The sequence below is a fragment of the Pseudoflavonifractor sp. An184 genome, from assembly GCF_002160305.1.
Classification (GTDB): domain Bacteria; phylum Bacillota; class Clostridia; order Oscillospirales; family Oscillospiraceae; genus Lawsonibacter; species Lawsonibacter pullicola.
Window position 1 is genome coordinate 1 of sequence record NZ_NFKI01000059.1, and the last position, 18,152, is coordinate 18,152.

An 18,152-nucleotide genomic window follows, 5' to 3' on the forward strand; every position below is an offset into this window, starting at 1 on the left:
GCACAGATCCTCATGAACTTCTGTGAGAATATCGCGAAGTAATATTCGGCGGAAATTCCTCTTTCCGGAAACAAAGGCTGGCAGGCACGAAAGTGCCTGCCAGCCTTTTTATGATGGCATAAACTTATCCTTACCTCTTTACTCTTTCCTCGTGAGAATTTCGTTCGTTTCCTGAATAATATAGATGGGACGGTGCTTTGTCTCTAAATATGTTTTCGCTAAATACTGTCCCAAAATTCCAATGCAGAAAAGCTGAATTCCCCCAAGAAAAAGAATCACGCACATTGTGCTTGGCCAGCCGCCAACAGGGTCACCAAAGGCCAGCGTCTTGACTAAAATCACACAAATAAATAAAAACGCGATAAAACATAAAATAACTCCCATGATAGAGGCTATCGCAAGCGGCGCGGTAGAAAAGGCGGTAATTCCTTCCAGCGAATATAAAAACAATTTCCAGAAAGACCACTTTGATTCCCCGGCAACCCGCTCAATATTTTCATACGGGAGCCACTTGGTCCGGAAGCCAACCCAGCCAAAAATACCCTTAGAAAAACGGTTATATTCACAGAGGGAAAGAATGGCATCTACCATCTGCCGGGTCATAAGACGAAAGTCCCGAGCACCATCCACAATATCTGCGTCTGAAATCTTATTGATGAGTTTATAAAAACTACGGGCAAAGAAACTGCGGATTGGGGGTTCTCCCTTCCTGGTCACCCGACGGGTCGCTACACTGTCATATTCTCCAGTCTGCAAGATTTCATACATCTGCGGGAGCAGCGACGGCGGGTCCTGCATATCTGCGTCCATCACCGCCGCGTAGTCGCCCACACAGTTTTGAAAACCCGCATACATGGCAGCTTCTTTTCCAAAGTTGCGGGAAAAAGAGAGATAACGAACTCTGCTGTCATGCGCGGCAGCATCCCGAAGTACCGCCAGGGTGTTATCTTTGGAGCCATCATTAATAAACAAAATATCCAGATTTACACTATAAGCTGCGGACATATGATCCGCTACCTTTTTGATCTCTGGCAGGAAAAATGGCAGGGATGCTTCCTCGTTGTAGCATGGGACAATAATTGAAATTACCGCCATGTCAAGCTCCCTCCACCAAGTAGATATTGCCCCTGTATCCCGTAAGTTTTTCAAAATTCAAAGGCGATGCAAATAATTTCTGAATATTTTCAAGATTTTGCGTATCTTCACCAGATTCGGTATAAAGCAAAAATCCGCCTGAAAGGTTTTGTTCTTGCAAGCGGGTTTGTAATGGAGATAAATCACTTTCTAAGCAAAAGAATGTTGCCGGATGTTCCATTAATTCATTAGCCAATGTCGCTCCACGATAATCTTTGCTGAGCAATGCAACTACAGGTAACAAATGATACTGTTCTGTAATTTCAGTTCTTTCCGAAGCACCTGTATACAAATAATGATATGTGCCAACTTTCCAAGAAAACATTGTCAATAATAGACAGACAATAATCGCAAGACTAAATCCGCATTTATAAATAATCTTACTTGAAATCGCCATGGCCAAGGCAGAACTATAGATTGCTGCAATAGGAAACAGCAACATGATATATCGGTCCTCCCTATACGGCGCAATTCGAGCTATCATAAGGAGGAATGCACAACTGCTCAGAACAAGAACCAAAAGAAACGGAGCACAACTAGGCAGTGTCCATTGCAAATCTATATGATTACAGCGTTCTCCAACAATTCTCAATTTTCTAGTCGTGCAGTCATACTTCAAAGAAAGTTTCATATAGAAATGCTGGAATCCCCATACCAATATCCATATAATTGCAAGTATTCCGAAAATCTTCAAACATCCCCAGCATACAGAATGGCTGAAGAGAGATAAATACGTTTTCAAATATTCAATACAAGAGTCATTATTTTCCAGAGCAGAAAACGCCGCTTCTCCCCTATATCCCCCGAACATATGCCGGAGTAATGCAGGATAAATGACTACGCTCATTAATACCGCCAATAGTTCTCCACAGGCGTACTGAATCAAGATTTTCCACTTTCTACGCAAAAGCAGATACAGGCACCACAGACCACAAACAAAAAACGCAAAAACCAAAAAATAATATTGCGTCAACGTTCCCAATATTGTGGTCACCATAAGGAAAGCCAAATTTCGATATGAAAGTTTATTTTTTGACAACTGGGATTCACTGAATAATAAACTATGCGCATATAGGAACAGCATAACCCAAGCAGAAAGCAGTGCATACATCCGGATAAATGTTACCGTATTAATCGCTCCAATACTGAAGCCCCATATAAATACAGCCAACAATGCACATTTTTGATCCAACAATCTTTTGGTCAGCAAATATAAAATAATATCAATCCCTACAAAACAAATTAGGTTTAAAATAATACCTTGCCATTTTGAAAACACCCCTACAGAGAAAGAACAAACGGTGTGAAAGAGAATATACCAAATCGGCGGGTGTACATCCTGCGTCTGATTGTAAACGACGGAACCATACGCAAATCGGTCATCTTCTGTTACTTCCAAAAAATCTGCTATTCTTTCAGATGTTATCCACTCTTCCCCATATCCTTCCAGTTGTTGAATAAAGGGAGTATAGTAACTATTTGCTAATCCATAACTATACATCTCATCAACATGATATCCGTTTTTCTGCATTCCCCAATAAATCATCACAAGGACCTGGAGAATAATTAATACAACGATTGCTATAGATTGTTTTTTTGAGCGTATCATTTTCCACGTCTCTCCTCACAATGAAAGGTATTTTTTAATCTGTTTGTGCAATTTATCCCAGCCCTACAAAATCCGTTGGGCTAGGATGATTTTGCACTAGGATTTTTCTACCGGAAGGGGAATCTCCCCGTTCAAAAACTGCTGATACTGGCGGCAGACCTCCTCCACCTGGTCGGTAAAGGCCACCTGCCGGCCCTTATGGAGCCAGAGGATCTTGCTGCACATCTCCCGCACCTGTTCGATGGAGTGGGAGACCAGGATAGTGGTGGCGCCGCCGTGGATGATCTCCTTCATTTTGTTCTCGCTTTTTTTTCGGAAGGCGCCGTCGCCCACGGAGAGCACCTCGTCCAGAATGAGGATATCCGGGTTCACCAGGCTGGCGATGGAGAAGGCCAGGCGGGACTTCATGCCGGAGGAGAGCTGTTTGAAGGGCCGGTCCTGGAATTCCTGGAGCTCGGCAAAGTCGATGATCTGGTTGTAGGTGTCGTCCATAAACTTCCGGGTGTAGCCCAGCATGGCCCCCCGGAGGTAGGTGTTCTCCCGGACGGTCAGATCCCCGTCAAAGCCGCTGCCCAGCTCCAGCAGGGCGGCGATGGAGCCCTCCCGGCAGACGAAGCCCTGGGTGGGCTCCATAATGCCGGAGATGACCTTCAGGAGGGTGGATTTGCCCGCCCCATTGGTGCCGATGATGCCCAGCATGTCTCCCTTTTCCAGGGAGAAGGTCACGTCCCGGTCGGCCCAGAACTCCACGACCTTATAGTTGTGGGTGAGCTTCCGCATGAAGAATTCCTTCAGACCGATCTCCTTGAAATCGCCGGTCATATAGCGGATGGACACGTGATTTACCTCTAAAATACTCATCACAATCCTCCGTCAGACGTAGTACAGGAACCGGGTGTTGTACTTCTTGTACATCCAACAGCCGATGCCGAAAACGATAATCACGTCGGCCAGCATGAGCAGGTGGAACCAGATGGTGGGGATGGTGGCCTCAATGACGATCTTTCGGAAGTAGCGGATGAACAGGTACAGCGGATTCAGAAGGAAGAGGCACTGGACCGTGTAGCTGTAACTGTCAATGGTGTAGAAAATGGCGGACATGTACATGAGCAGCTGGGTAAAGACGCTCCACAGGTACTGGATGTCCCGGAAAAAGACGAACATGGCGGAGAGAATGAGCCCCACCCCCACGTTGAACAGCACCAGGCAGCAGATGGGGTAGAGCAGGCAGATAAACTTCCAGGTGAACGTGATGCCGTCCAGCACGCAGAACACGAAGAAGACGCACAGGGTCAGGCCGAAGTTGATGAGGGTCTGCACGTTTTTGGAGAACAAAAACAGGTACTTGGGCACGTTGACCTTGGTGAAGATGCCCGCGTTGCCCATGAGGGAGGTCATGCCCTGGCCGGTGGACTCGCTGAAATAAGAGAACACCAGGTTGCCGCAGAACAGGTAGGTGGTGTAGTGTTCCATGCCCCGGCCGAAGAACTGGGTGAACACCAGGCGCATGACCAGCAGCATCAGCAGGGGGGATAGGATACTCCAGGCCATGCCCAGCACGGTGCGCTTGTATTTTTTCTTGAAATCGCGCTTGACCAGTTCCTCAAAGAGGAACTGGTGGCGCAGAAGTTTATTGAACATAGAAATGGGCTCCTAATCGCGGAAGTAGAGGTCGCGGGTGTAGACTTTGTCCATGACGGGCTCCAGCTGGGAGCTGTACCGGTTGGCCACGATGACCTGACTGACGCGCTGGAACTCGTCGAAGTCCCGGATGACCCGGCTGCCGAAGAAGCGGTCCTCCTGGAGGGTGGGCTCGTAGACGACCACCTCCACCCCCTTGGCCTTCAGGCGCTTCATGACGCCCTGGATGCTGGACTGGCGGAAGTTGTCGGAGTTGGCCTTCATGGTCAGGCGGTAGAGCCCCACCACGCAGGCGTTGCCGGAGGTGCCGTCCCGGCCCTGGCCGCCAGGGCCGTAGTAGCCGGCCTTCTCCAGAATGCGCTCGGCAATGAAGTCCTTGCGGGTGCTGTTGGCATCCACGATGGCGCCGATGAGGTTGCTGGGCACCTGGTCGAAGTTGGCCCGGAGCTGCTTAGTGTCCTTGGGCAGGCAGTAGCCGCCGTAGCCGAAGGAGGGGTTGTTGTAGTAGTTGCCGATGCGGGGGTCGTAGCACACCCCCTCGATGATCTGGCGGGTGTTCAGGCTCCGGAGCTCGGCGTAGGTGTCCAGCTCGTTGAAGAAGGCCACCCGGAGGGCCAGGTAGGTGTTGGCAAAGAGCTTCACCGCCTCGGCCTCGGTGGGGTGGAGGAGCAGGACGGGCACGGCCTTTTTCTCCGCCCCCTGAGCGAGCAGATGGGCGAAGGTCTCCGCCGCCCGGGCCATGTCCCCGTCCCCCTCCGGAGCCCCCACGATGATGCGGGAGGGATACAGGTTGTCGTACAGGGCGCGGCCCTCCCGGAGAAATTCCGGGGAGAACAGCAGCCGCTTGCAGGACAGCTTGTCCCGCAGAGACAGGGTGTAGCCCACGGGGACGGTGGACTTGATGACGATGACGGCGTTGGGGTTGACGGCCATGACCTGGCGGACCGCCGATTCCACCGAGGAGGTGTCAAAGTAGTTTTTCACCGGGTCGTAGTTGGTGGGGGTGGAGACCACCACAAAGTCCGCGTCCCGGTAGGCCGCGTCCCCGTCGGTGGTGGCGGTGAGATGGAGGGGCTTGTGGGCCAGATAGTCCTCGATCTCCGGGTCGGCCAGGGGGGACTTCTTGGCGTTGATCTGGTCCACCTTGGCCTGCACCAGGTCTACCGCGGTCACCTCGTTGTGCTGGGAGAGCAAGACCGCGTTGGCTAGGCCTACATAACCAGTGCCGGCAATGGCGATTTTCATCTGTTTCATCCCTTCTTATATGGGTCAGCCTTTATATGCAGATGCACCAAAAGACGATCCCAAGTGTAAGAAAAGCCATGCTCTTGGAAACACAAAATTCCATTACGCAATTTTCGGGGAAACAATGTAATCGCCCTTCCTACACGAAAAGAAACGGAGTTTACCACATCTGTATAAAGTTGTTTATATTTCAAATTAGAATCGGTCTGTTTTTGATTCAAACTGTTTAAATAAAAATTTTTCAATGGCTTTATAATATATGGTTCCGCATACTCCGAAGATATCAATTCATGATTAATATTACAGTTAAATTTTATTAACAACTCAAATAATTGAATATTGGAGGCATATAAGCCATTTTCTATGATCTCATAATAATCTTTATTAAGTCGTTCAATACATCTGATATGCAATTGAACTAACTGATGTTTGGAAGAGATTATTAAGTTATCTAGCAAGCCACGTACCAAATCATTCGTTCGACGCTTATTCCAATTAACATTTTGATGTCCCCAACGATAAGTATAAACATCATCAGGTATACAATAAAATTTTTTGGCACATACCATTGCCTTAACAAAAAAAGGAGGGTCTTGAAATCTTAAATAATCAGGAAATCTAATATTATTGTGATCTAATAAATCCTTCCTGTAAATATATCGATAATATCCATAGTCATATTGAACTTCACTATAAAGGACAAATCTTTCTTCAGTAAAGATGTGCATAGGGAATTGTGTTTTCCCTCTACGAATAGATGTGCCAATATCTGTTTGTAATGATCCCCCACATATTAATGCAGAATGCTCTACCGCACTTGTATACAGCCGTTCTAAACAAGACGGTGATGGATAATAGTCATCTCCATCCATAAATGCAATATATTCTCCTCCTGCATGTGTTAATCCATTATTTCTAGCCGCTCCAGAACCAGAATTCTTTTGTGTAATAATTTTAACTCTGGCATCTTTAGCATGAAATTCTTCCAAGATATGCGCAGAATTATCAGTGGATCCGTCATTAATGCAAAGAATCTCAATTTCTTTAAGGGTTTGTGTTAGAATGCTTGATAAGCACTGATACAAATATTTTTCAGCATTGTATACTGGTATAATAACAGAAATCTTAATCATCGTTATCTGGCCCTTCCTGCTAAATGGTCTACAATACGGTGCAGAGTATATGACAAACCATGTTCTGCATAACAGCGGCTCAATCCTCTAATTTTTCGAGGCAACCAAGTTACACAGCGCCCGATCTTATAGGAAAATGAGGCCCGGATAAGTTCCGCCTCTTTATCTTGCGAAGAAGAAGCTTTAAGAATATTTAGATTTGTTCGCATGAGAATAAATTCATTAAGATATAACTCTTCTACGTCATTTAATTTCCCTACAGCAATTTTTTTATCTTTTTGATCTCTATATGTTCCGCGGATGAGATTACATATAGAATAGAGTTCATTCCTCATAAAAAAATATGTTTCTTTATCGTACGAAATGCCGAGCGCTGTTTTCTGCATATCTAAAAAAGCAGTCAGATATCCATACAAGTGCAAAAATGACTTTTGTGAAGTCATTGTAGAATTGATATGGACTCGCCGCAACAAATATTTTTCAGTAATATGCGCTACTCGCTCCGCGTTTAACATACATGCAAAGCTAAATGGATTATCTTCATGGTAAATTCCTTCAATAAATCGAAGGTTTTGTTTATTTAAATAGTCCCGGGAATAAATGGCTAGGCACGCAGTTGGACGATACTTTTTGTCCTTTTTCATCCGGCAAAAAAGTGCTTTTCCCGTAAGCACATCGGGAAGTTCTACATTATATTCATATGCAGTCAGATAATATGGGTGCTTCTGCTTTAATTCAGGAGGCTCAAAGAACGATGTTCCATCAAAATAAAGTACATCTAAGTTTCTTTCTACAGCAATATCAACTAAGTTTTCTAAGGCATCATGTTCCAATAGATCGTCGCTGTCCAAGAAATAAACATATTGTCCATGCGCTACAGAAATACCTACATTTCTTGCCGCTGATTGACCTTTATTGATTTGATTAATTACCGAAATGCGAGAATCCTTAGACGCATAATCTAATAAAATATCTAATGTTGTATCAGTAGAACCATCGTTGACACATATAATTTCAATGTCATGCAGAGATTGTGAGGTCAAACTATTAATCGTTTCACCAACATATTGCGCATAATTATACACCGGAATAATAATGGATACTTTCGGTTTTGCACAAGATGCAGTACGAAGTATCTCAAAAGGAAAAACAGTAGATAAAGTAGGCCGCGTAGAATAAATTTTACAGCTATTTTGAAAATAACGAATTGGATTTTCAAGAATTTGTGTTAAAGTGCCCCAATGAGTTGGAGGAAACAGCTCTTGTTGTAATAGTCCATGTTTTTTTGCTTCTTGAAATTCTTTGTAAAATAATTCCAAAAATTCCCATTGAAATTGTGGCGCTAATCGCGCATAATTCCAGCGATACTTTTCATATTTTAAAGCCATATAAAACGGTTCAATACACGCTTTATATTCAGAATTCTTTGATAAAAATTCCTCATAATAGTGCATTTCATCGCTAACACAAAAGACTTTTCCCGGAGAATTAACAGAGGAATTTTCATTATCGCGACGATAATGGAGGAAGTATTGATCCAACAGATAACAGCGTTTAGAGACCGTACAAACCATAAAGTGGAAAGATGTATCTTGGTATGAGGCCCCCGGAGTTTCATTAAACTGGATATTATTTTCAAAAAGCATCTGGCGGGAATAAATACCACTCCAAATAGACGGAGTTACAGTAAAAATAGTTTTATCCTCAAGCGGACAAAAGACAGCCTCTTTTTTACATTTGGCCAGATTATTAAATGGTTTATTTTGGACTGATGGTTTCGTTGTATACCAATAATAGTTTGATTTGACAAAGTCCGCTTGGTGAGATTCTGCTGCTAAATATAATGTTTCAAACATATCGACAGCAGCGTAATCATCAGTTTCAACGATACCGATATATTTTCCTTTAGCGGCTGCCAAGCCAAGATTCATCTGATAGCCATAACTTTTTCTATCAGAATGAATTAATCTGATACGACTATCCGCCCGAGCATACTCTTGCAAAATTTCCCATGTTCCATCTGTAGAGCCAGCATCAACACAAATAATCTCAATATCATTTAAAGATTGCTTTATAACACTTTCTATGCATTCACGAATATAGTTTGCTACATTTAAAGACGGCATGATAACGGAGACTCTAGGGTTGTCATACGTCATTTTACACACTCCACTTTCATTAGTTACATAGAGCATAAAAAGTCCATTCGTTCAGGGCAAAATAAAACGCTGATTTTATCGCCAGAATATCTGCCCATTTGGTACTTAATTTGGCTCTGAGCAAGGAATCGCTCTATTTCCTGAACAGTATTTATTTCCCCGATCCGATTGCAGTCATCCACCATAATGACGAACTTCTCACGTAATCCATCGGGAATCAGGTTCAGCACGTCAATTCTGGAATACTGCTTCATATCGCCTCCAAACGGCGCGTCCACAGAAATAAAATCGAACTGCTGTCCCTGGAAAGTTTCCTTGAAACCTTTGAATACGCGGACGGACTCCGCGTCTTTATAAGGGACCATTTCCCGCTCCAGCATGACGACCTTTGTATTTTTGGGAAGGGGGAAGTCATTGCAGAAGAACTCCACCCACTCCGGGTCGTGTTCCACCACAATATGCTCCACATCCTGGAAGGCGGCGGCATACTGGGCGATCATGCGGGTGGACTGGCCCAGGCCCAGTTCCAGGATGCGCTTGGGCCGTGTCTCGTTGAGCACCCGGTACATGACATACAGATAGGGGTAACCCACCGCCCACCGCCCGGGGGAGAAGGTCTTGTCCTTCAGCCACAGGCTTTCGGAGATGGTGTTGTTGAAAATCTGGGCCCACACCGCCTCGGAGGCGTGGCGGGCGCTGTCCGCGGCCTGCCTGCGGGCTTTTTCCGCCGTGTCTGCCAGGATTTCTGCCCGCTTGTTCAGGGCATCTGCCTGCTGACGGGTGGCCATCTGCTCCCGTCCGGCGGCGAAGGCCTCCGCCAGCGCGTCCGTCTGCTTTTGCAGTCCGGCGGCGGACTGCTCCAGGGACTGGGACAGGGCGGCCAGGGTCTTGGCCTGGCCCTCCAGGGCCTTGTCCAGGGCGGCCTGCTGCTGCGCCCGCCACTCGTCCCGGGCCTGGGACTCCCACTGGAGGCGGCGCGCCCGCTCCGCGTCCAGCTGGCGGCGGAGCTGGTCCAGGCTGTTCCCCTGGGCGGCGATCAGCTCCCGCAGGGCGTCGGTCTCCCGGCGGCTCTGATCCACCGCGTCCAAAATCCGGGCCACCTCTCGGTTGAACGCGTGGACCGGGGGCGGAAGAATGCGTTTGAGTAGATCTTTAAAACTCACGAGGACTCCTTTCTCATGGGGCCGCCTCATGCCGCGCGGCGGCCTTTGATGGCTTTATAGAACCGCAATATGGCGGAAAAAACCGGATACGGCGCATACTTGGCCAAGCGGTACTTGGCGAAAACCGTCCGGTTTGTAAAATAACGTTTGGGATACCGGTCAAAGTGCTGCTCCGGAAGCCAGCTCTGGCGCAGGACCCGGAAATACCGCCGCTGGACCGCCCGGTCTCCGATGCTGCACACGTGCCACACCAGAAACTCCATGGCCCAGTTGAGGAAGCTCTGCCGGTAAATCTCCATCAGCCCGCGCTCCTCCAGACACGCCTCCACCAGCTTCAGCGCCTGATACGAGGCCTCCGGCGTTTTTGAACGGGAGTTGGACACCGACGCGAGCCGGTTGACCCGGTGGTGGATGAGCACCCGGTCCAAAACGGCGATGCGCCCGGCGCAGAACACGCTGGGGTAGACGAACACCAGGTCCTGAGACACCGCCAGGTCCGGATACCGGAACTTCTCCTTTAAAATATAGTCCCGCCGGTACAGCTTGTCCCACGGCCAGCCATAGGTGAACTGGAACACCGCCCCGGCGGCCTCCCGGGGGGAGAACACCGCCCCGGGGAGCAGCTGGGTCTTCAGCATCCAGCTCCCGTCGTAGACCTGTCCGCTGTGGGTGTCAAACTCGTCCGCGCGGCAGATGGTCACGTCCGCGCCGGTCTCATCCGCACGGGCCGTCATGCGCTCCAGAAAGTCCGGCTCGAACCAGTCGTCCGAGTCCAGAAAAATGAGATACCGGCCCGAGGAGCGCTCCATGCCCCGGTTGCGGGCCGCGCCGGGACCGGCGTTGGCCTGCCGTATCACCTGGAAGCGGGGGTCCTTTTGCGCATACTCCTCCAAAATGGCCGGAGAAGCGTCGGTGGAGCCGTCGTCCACACAGACGACCTCCAGGTCGGAGAGGGTCTGCCCCGCCACGCTGTCCAGGCATTGCCGCAGATGGGCCTCGATGTTGTAGACCGGGATGACCACGGAAACCTGCGGCATCTAACCACGCCCCCCTCTCAGCCCCTTGACCACGCTGCGCCGCCGGCTCCCCGGGGGGAGCGCCGCGTTCAGCAGCCGCTGCCGGAAGTAGTCTTCCCGGGAGAGAAAGTGCACCCGGGGCAGTTCCAGCATACGCACGCCGCCCTCCCGGCGCAGCTGGGCGGCGTAGATCCCCAGCAGACGCTCCGCCAGGTAGCCGTCCACCCGCCGCTCCTGGGGGGAGTAGCCGGAGGTGTCCGCCCGGGCGTCAAATTCCGCCAGCAGCGGGAACAGCCACGCGCAGTAGGCTTGGAAAACTGCTCTGCGCATAATGAACAGGTTGCCGAAATAGCACACGCTCCCGTTCAGATACGCCTCCGCCGCCCCGGCAAACTCCGGGTGCCGTTCCAGCAGGATGTCCCGGACAAGGGACAGGTCCTCCCCGTGGTGGAAGGGCGCCTGGGCGTAGTGCTTCCACACCGGGAGATGCATGTTCTCCCCCTTGGGGAGGATCACATCGTACCGGACGATCAGCTCCCCGAACCGCCCGTAGCCCAGCCGGTCCAGGACCTCCGGAGCGGGGGACCGCTCCAGCCGGTAGGGGAGCCTGGCCTCCGGCTCCGGGTAGAGGTAGCGCCGGTAGTGGAAAAAGCCGTAAAAATCCGCCTCCGCGTGCTTCCAGGCCCAGTATTGCGCCGTCAGCTCGCAGTAGGAGCGGTTTTTGGCGGAGAGGTTGTCCGCTCCCACGTCGTCCTGCAAAAAGCCGGGGAAGCGCTCCTCCGCCAGAGCGGCCCCCACCTGGATGGGAACGAGAAGAGGGTGCTCCGGCACAAAGCTGGGCTGGTGACAGCACACAAACAGCTGGATCTTTGCCAAAAAAGCACCCTCTTTCCAGTGAGATAAAACCAGTTTTCAGCGTTAGTGTAACCCCGCGCCCTGAGAGACATACCAGGGGCCCGCCGGGGCGGGAAAATGGGGAAAGATTTCCAAAACAACGACAGTTTAACACAAAAAGAGCGGGACCGCAAGGCCGGGGCGGGGGAAGCGGAAAAGTTTCTTACCCCAGCGCGGCGGGCTGGCGCTCCTCCAGCGGGAGGAGGCGCTGGTACTGCTCCATGACCTGGGGCAGGACCCGGTCCAGGCCGTAGGAGAGGACCGCCTCATGGGCCTGGGCGCCCAGCTGGGCGGACCATGTCCGGTCCCGGAGCAGGGCGGACATCGCCTCTCCGCAGGCCATCCAGTCGCCGTAGGGAAAGAGCAGTCCGGTTTCTCCGGGGCGGATCAGGTCCGTGTGCCCCTTGACCGCTGAGGCGGCGATGGGAAGCCCGGCGTACATGGCCTCCATGATGTTGAAGGGGAGCCCCTCGCTGCGGCTGGCGGAGACGGCTCCGTCGGCGGCGGCGTACCACCGGGGCATGTCGGACACCTGGCCGGGGAAGATGACCCGGCCACCCAGGCCCAGCTCCTCCGAGAGGCGGATACAGTCCTCCCGCAGGGCCCCTTCTCCGGGCAGGGCCAGCACCGCGGCCTCCGGCAGGAGGGACAGGGCCCGGATCAGGTGGGCCTGGCTCTTCCGGGGGGAGAACTCGGCGGCGTAGAGGAAGAGAAACCGCTCCGGGCCGAGCCCCAGATCCCGCCGCAGGGCGGCCCCCTCCTCCGGCGGACAGGCGTCCAGGCGGGAGAAGTCCACCCCCATGCCGGGGATCTGGACGGTCCTGCGGCCCAGGCGGTGTTTCCGGGCGTAGCGGCCGTCCCAGTCGTTCATGGTCATCAGCAGGTCCGTGACCGGGGCGGTTATCCGCTCGGCCCCGGACAGCAGGGCGCGCTTGACCGGAGCGGACTGGCCGTCAAACAGGTAGCCGTGGCTGGTGCAGGCCACCAGAGGCCGCTCCCGAAGCCCCATCACAGCCAGACGGGTGAAAAACGAGGCCAGGGAGGTGTGGCAGCTCACCAGGGCGTAGCCCTCCTCCCGGACCATACGGCGCAGCAGGCGGACCGCCTGCCAGTTTTTGGGGGAAGTCATACTCTTTTCGAGAGGAATATGTATGATCCGTTGGGCCTCTGGAATGTCCCGCTCCGGTCCGCCGCAGGCCACATGGACCTCCCAGCCCAGCCGGACAAACTGCGCCAGATAGGGGCGGTGAAAATTGGCGATGTGGGAAAAGGTAGAGGCGGTAAAGAGAATTTTGTGGGACATAAAAGACCTCGTTTTCTAACGGCGGAACTGCTTTGGGTTGATTATACCATGGGGGGGCGGAGAAGTCTATGTAAAAAAGTATGGTTTCCAGCAGAAAACGGCTGTAAGCAAAGAAAAAATAAATGGAAAATGAAAAAATGCGGGGCTTGACCAGATGGTAAGGCGCGGAAAATTCGAATAAATGTACGACAAAGACGCCGAAAAGGCAGCGGAACTCTGATTTTTATGATAATGTTGCGAAAATCGTCAAAAAATCGCGATATTAGACACTATGCAGCCAGCATATTGTATTTTTAGAAAGTTATGATAAACTGAAACCGTAACTTCCGGGCGCGAAAATCGCGGCGCGGAGCCGGAGCGGGAGGTGGTGGGCCCGGGCCGGTCCCCGCGCTGTTTTATCCCCGGAGGCCGCGCCGGAGTGAAAGCGGCCGGATGCTTTCTGCCGCTCCCCATTGAGAACGGCGGAAGGGTTCCATTTCCTCTTGGATGCGGCGGCGTGGAGGTGATACAAAGAGTTATTCTTCCGAAAGACGAATCTTAGCATAAGGAGGAAATCATATGAGAAAACGAGTTTTGTCAGTGCTCATGACGCTGTGCATGGTGCTGACGCTGCTGCCGGTGTCCGCGCTGGCGGCGGAAACCAAAAACCCCATTGTGAGTACTATTGAACAAATTGATGAGGATTACAATGGAGGCAGAGGGACACTTTATGCGCGTGAGAGCGGCGGTACTGTTACCATCGGCGGTTCCGTTTCGCTCGGAAATCGAACCATGGTTTTGGACGGCAGCGCAGCGGACAAAATTAATTTAGCGGCGAATATAAATGGCTCGGTTATGGTCCAGTACGGTGGCCCTGAGATTACAGTGAGTGGTTCCATTATTAGCGAGAATGGTACCGCACTTTATCTTGATACCGACGTTGTGAAGTATATGTCTCTGGAGGTTACTTCTAGAGGTATCCTACGCGGCTCGGCAAACGGTGTTACTGTAGGCGGCAACACCGGCGTTACTTCCATTGAAGTCTCCGGTACCGTAGAAGGCGGGCAATCTGGCATCGTAAGTACGAAGTCGATTGGTTGGATAGAGGTTTCCGGTACGGTTTCTGGTGCTGGTGAGATAGGCGGTAGTGGTATCTCAGTTAGTGCAGGGGCTCCGGACATTACAGTAAGAGGTGGCACTGTAAGCGGCGGTATGTATGGCATTTTGCTTAGCAGCCTCAATGCAGCGAGCGTGACTGTCACTGGCGGCGGAACTGTGGAAGGCGGCTGCGGTATTTTGGCATCGTCGGGCAACCTATATGATGGCAATGGCGCAGAAATCGTTATTGAGAACGGCAGTGTTATAGCCAATGGAGACGACCCAGCGATCTGGATTATGACAACAGATTCGACTATTGAGGTGGGAAGTCGGGGATCAGTAATAGCGGTTGAAAACGCCGCCATTTTGGAGGATCTCTCCAATCCTGATTCTGGATATTGGGGTCCTGACAAAACGGTCACCCTGACTACCCGTGCTGGCAGCTTTATTGCGGGTACAACCCAAACCTGTGTTGAATCGGAGAATGATGCCTTAGTTGACCGCTACATTGGCGGAGTGCGGGTGCGGTTGGACAAGCCGCTCAAAAGTACCTACGAAAAATACAGCACAGAGGGCTTTACAGTCCTGACCGAGGGCGCTTCTGCCTATTGGACAGACAGTTCTGCCAACGACTATGGCTACATCACGTGGCGCGATTCTGACAACAATCAGGGCACTGACCGTATCCCCGGTGTGACGGTCGTGGAGGGAAGCATCTCGGCGCCCACCTTCACCATCACCCTGGACCCCAACGGCGGCACCCTGCCCGCAGGCGCTTCCGACACCTATGAGACGGACACCAACGGCAGACTGGTGAACGACAATAAGCCTCTGCCCACTCCCATCCGGGATGGGTATGCGTTCCTGGGCTGGTATTGGAATGACCAGAAGGTCCTTCCGGGCAGCGCCAGCACCACGATCTTCTCCGAGGACGCCACTCTGGTGGCTAAATGGGAGAAGAACGATGTGGCGGGCCACATCAACTTTACCCTGAAGAACAGCGAGGCGGCGTATACCGGCCAGGGGTTTGCCCTGAACTACTTTGCGAACCCGGCGACCTATACCGGCACGGGCGCTGCCCCCACGTTCACCTACACCCTGTCTAAGGACAACGGTGCGGCCCAGACGGTGACCCTGAACAGCACCGTGACTGAGGCGGGCTCTTATACCCTCACGGCTACCACCACCGTGAACGGCATGACGGGCAGCAAGTCCGTGAGCTTTGTCATCGAGAAGGCCGACCGCACCATCACCGTGGAGGCTCTTCCCGAGCTGTATGTGGGCGGCGCGACCGCTCAGGTCAAGGTGACCGATACTGCTCCCGAGACCGAGAGCCGTACTTACACCTATGCCACCAGCGACGAAAAGGTCGCTACCGTAAGCAGCACCGGCGTGGTCACTCCTGTGGGCGAGGGCACGGCCACCATCACTGTGACTGCTCCTGCCACCGCCAATTATAAGGAGGCCGCCGCCACCGCCACCGTGAAGGTGAGCGCTCTGCCCGGTCAGGAGGTCTCCTTCGCCAAGGAGGGCGACCAGACCGCCACTTATGGCGACGCCTTTGAGAACGCGGCCACCAACGCCACGGCGGACGGTGACCAGGAATTGACCTACGACAGCAGCAACAAAGAGGTCGCTACCGTGGATAACACGGGTAAAGTGACTATCCTGGGGGCGGGCGAGACCACGATCTCCGTCACCGCCGACGGTGTGGACGGCAAGTACGCCGCTACCACAAAGAGCTATAAGCTGACTGTGTCCCCCAAGGCCATTACCGCTGCCGCTGAGGCGGTCGAAAAGGTCTTTGACGGCACCACCGATGCGGAGGTCAGTGTGACCTTTGACGGTCTGGTGAACGGAGAAACCACAGTGGCCTATGAGGCGAAGGCTGTCTTTGACGATCCCAATGCGGGCACCGGCAAGACCGTCACCGTCACCATTACTCTGAACACCCCCAACTACACCCTGACCAACGGAACCATCACCCTGGAGAACGGTGTGATCACCAAGGCGCCCGCTCCGGTCATCGAGGACTGGACGCTGCCGGTGCGCTTTGATGACACCGCCGAAAAGACCTTCGACCTGTCCGGGCTGATGCCGGTCAATGCCGGCGATCTGGAGGTGGCCTTGACCGAAGAAGCTGTGGGCGGCGACGCGATTTACAGCGTACGGGAGGACACCTTCGTGTACCAGCTGGCCGAGGATCTCACAGAGGACGATGTGCAGAGCATTGAGGTCCCTGTCACCGTCGCCAGCCAGAACTATGAGGACGTGACCGTCACCATGGTGCTTCGGATCACCGACAAATATGTTCCTGTGATTTCTGTTGAGGACATCATTACCACCTATACCGGCAAGGATGTCGCGGACAGCGAGATCAAGGGTACGGCCAGCGTGGAGGGCATTTGGTCCTTCCTGGCCAATCAGGCGCTGATTAATGTGAAGGACAGCGGCAACAAGATCGTGGTCTTCACGCCCAGCGACCTGGACGTCTATGAGACAGTGAAGGACACCGTTCTGGTCACCATCAACAAGGCGGACCCCGACGGCGAGCCCAGCTACACCGCCATCACCGGCTCCGGCCACACTCTGGCCGACGCGGCGCTGAACAAGGGCACCATCGCCATTCGTGGTGCGATTGTCTGGGACGACGGGGACGACACCGTAGTGGAGGCCAACACCGCCTACGGCTGGACCTTCACCCCTGAGGACACCGACAACTACAACATCCTCACCGGAACCATCACTCCTTATGAGAGAAGCTCCGGCGGCGGTTCCGGGTCCGGCTCCAGCAGCACCACCCGGTACTCCGTGACTGTGAAGAACAGTGACAACGGCGATGTGGAAGCCAATGTGAGCCGCGCCGCCAAGGGCGACACCGTGACCCTGACCGTAACCCCCGACAAGGGCTACGTTCTGGATACCCTCACGGTGACCGCGGCCAACGGGGATAAGATCAATCTGAACCGCGGCAGCAACGGCCGCTACACCTTCGAGATGCCTGCCTCCCGGGTGACCGTGAAGGCCACCTTCGTGGAAGAGGGCGGCGAGGAAGCTGCGGAGCCCTTCGTGGACGTATCCGCTGGCGACTGGTTCTATGACGCTGTGGTCTACGTCTATGACAACGGTCTGATGAGCGGCACCGCCGCCACCACCTTCGGCCCCAATGTGGGCACCACCCGCGGCATGATCGCCACCATCCTGTGGCGGCTGGCCGGTTCCCCCAACGGCGGAGCCAATCCCTTTACCGATGTGAGCGGCAGCGATTACTACGCTGAGGCCGTGGCTTGGGCCGCTGGTGAGGGTATTGTGGGCGGTTACGGCAACGGCGTGTTCGGGGCCAACGACCCCATCACCCGTGAGCAGATGGCTCTGATGATGTACCGCTACGCCCAGTACGCTGGCTATGAGACCAGCCAGAGAAGCGCGCAGCTGTCCTCCTATGCGGACTACGCGAGCATCTCCGACTGGGCTGTGGAGGCTGTGAGCTGGGCCAATGCGGTCGGCCTGATGAACGGCCGCACTGCCAGCACCATCGTGCCCACCGGAACCATCACCCGCGCCGAGGCTGCCACCATCCTGATGCAGTTCGGCGAGAACGTACAGAAGTAACGCAAAGCAGAGAAATGACTCCTATCGAGGAGAGCAGACTGAAACGCACCGCGGGATTGAACAGCACCCCAATTGTTAGACAGTATGGTATACTACTAACGAATGGGGTGTTGTTTTATGCCAAAAGGGAAACCAAATAAAAGATACACAGGGGAGTTCAAACAAG

General features: G+C 52.6%; 12 protein-coding genes. 1 reads left to right on the forward strand and 11 read right to left on the reverse strand.

Annotated features, from left to right (window positions below; all coding sequences use genetic code 11):
- Positions 1-138 precede the first annotated feature (138 nt).
- The 11 genes from B5F19_RS14205 to B5F19_RS14255 form a co-directional block, all read right to left on the reverse strand.
- A complete protein-coding gene (locus B5F19_RS14205; RefSeq protein WP_087291592.1) occupies positions 139-1,095 on the reverse strand; it encodes a glycosyltransferase family 2 protein in 957 nt (318 codons plus the stop codon).
- Position 1,096: 1 nt separating this feature from the next.
- Positions 1,097-2,743 carry a glycosyltransferase family 39 protein gene (locus tag B5F19_RS14210; protein WP_087291594.1) on the reverse strand — a complete coding sequence of 549 codons (1,647 nt, stop codon included), beginning with the start codon at positions 2,741-2,743 and terminating at the stop codon, positions 1,097-1,099.
- Positions 2,744-2,839: 96 nt separating this feature from the next.
- Positions 2,840-3,604 (reverse strand): ABC transporter ATP-binding protein, encoded by a 765-nt coding sequence (locus B5F19_RS14215; RefSeq protein WP_087291596.1) that lies wholly within the window; start codon positions 3,602-3,604, stop codon positions 2,840-2,842.
- 12 nt (positions 3,605-3,616) lie between these two features.
- Positions 3,617-4,384, reverse strand: coding sequence for an ABC transporter permease (locus tag B5F19_RS14220; protein ID WP_204248337.1), 768 nt, complete (start codon positions 4,382-4,384; stop codon positions 3,617-3,619).
- 12 nt (positions 4,385-4,396) lie between these two features.
- The gene (locus B5F19_RS14225; RefSeq protein WP_140394244.1) at positions 4,397-5,629 is read right to left on the reverse strand and encodes a nucleotide sugar dehydrogenase; all 1,233 of its coding nucleotides are present in this window, start codon (positions 5,627-5,629) and stop codon (positions 4,397-4,399) included.
- A gap of 5 nt (positions 5,630-5,634) precedes the next feature.
- Positions 5,635-6,762: a glycosyltransferase family 2 protein gene (locus B5F19_RS14230; protein WP_087291602.1), complete on the reverse strand. Its 1,128-nt coding sequence runs from the start codon at positions 6,760-6,762 to the stop codon at positions 5,635-5,637.
- 2 nt (positions 6,763-6,764) lie between these two features.
- Positions 6,765-8,921, reverse strand: a complete 2,157-nt coding sequence (locus B5F19_RS14235) for a glycosyltransferase (protein WP_162612589.1) — start codon at positions 8,919-8,921, stop codon at positions 6,765-6,767.
- Positions 8,922-8,944: 23 nt separating this feature from the next.
- A complete protein-coding gene (locus tag B5F19_RS14240; RefSeq protein ID WP_140394243.1) occupies positions 8,945-10,084 on the reverse strand; it encodes a hypothetical protein in 1,140 nt (379 codons plus the stop codon).
- A 26-nt stretch (positions 10,085-10,110) separates the two neighbouring features.
- A complete protein-coding gene (locus B5F19_RS14245) occupies positions 10,111-11,121 on the reverse strand; it encodes a glycosyltransferase family 2 protein (RefSeq protein ID WP_087291608.1) in 1,011 nt (336 codons plus the stop codon).
- Complete coding sequence (locus B5F19_RS14250; protein WP_162612590.1) at positions 11,122-11,976, reverse strand: DUF4422 domain-containing protein; 855 nt, start codon at positions 11,974-11,976, stop codon at positions 11,122-11,124.
- A gap of 181 nt (positions 11,977-12,157) precedes the next feature.
- On the reverse strand, positions 12,158-13,297 hold the full coding sequence (locus tag B5F19_RS14255; protein ID WP_087291612.1) for a glycosyltransferase: 1,140 nt from the start codon (positions 13,295-13,297) through the stop codon (positions 12,158-12,160).
- Between the two features lie 1,605 nt (positions 13,298-14,902).
- On the opposite strand from B5F19_RS14255, the gene B5F19_RS14260 reads away from it, so the two are divergent.
- Positions 14,903-17,986 (forward strand): S-layer homology domain-containing protein, encoded by a 3,084-nt coding sequence (locus B5F19_RS14260; protein ID WP_162612591.1) that lies wholly within the window; start codon positions 14,903-14,905, stop codon positions 17,984-17,986.
- Positions 17,987-18,152: the final 166 nt, after the last annotated feature.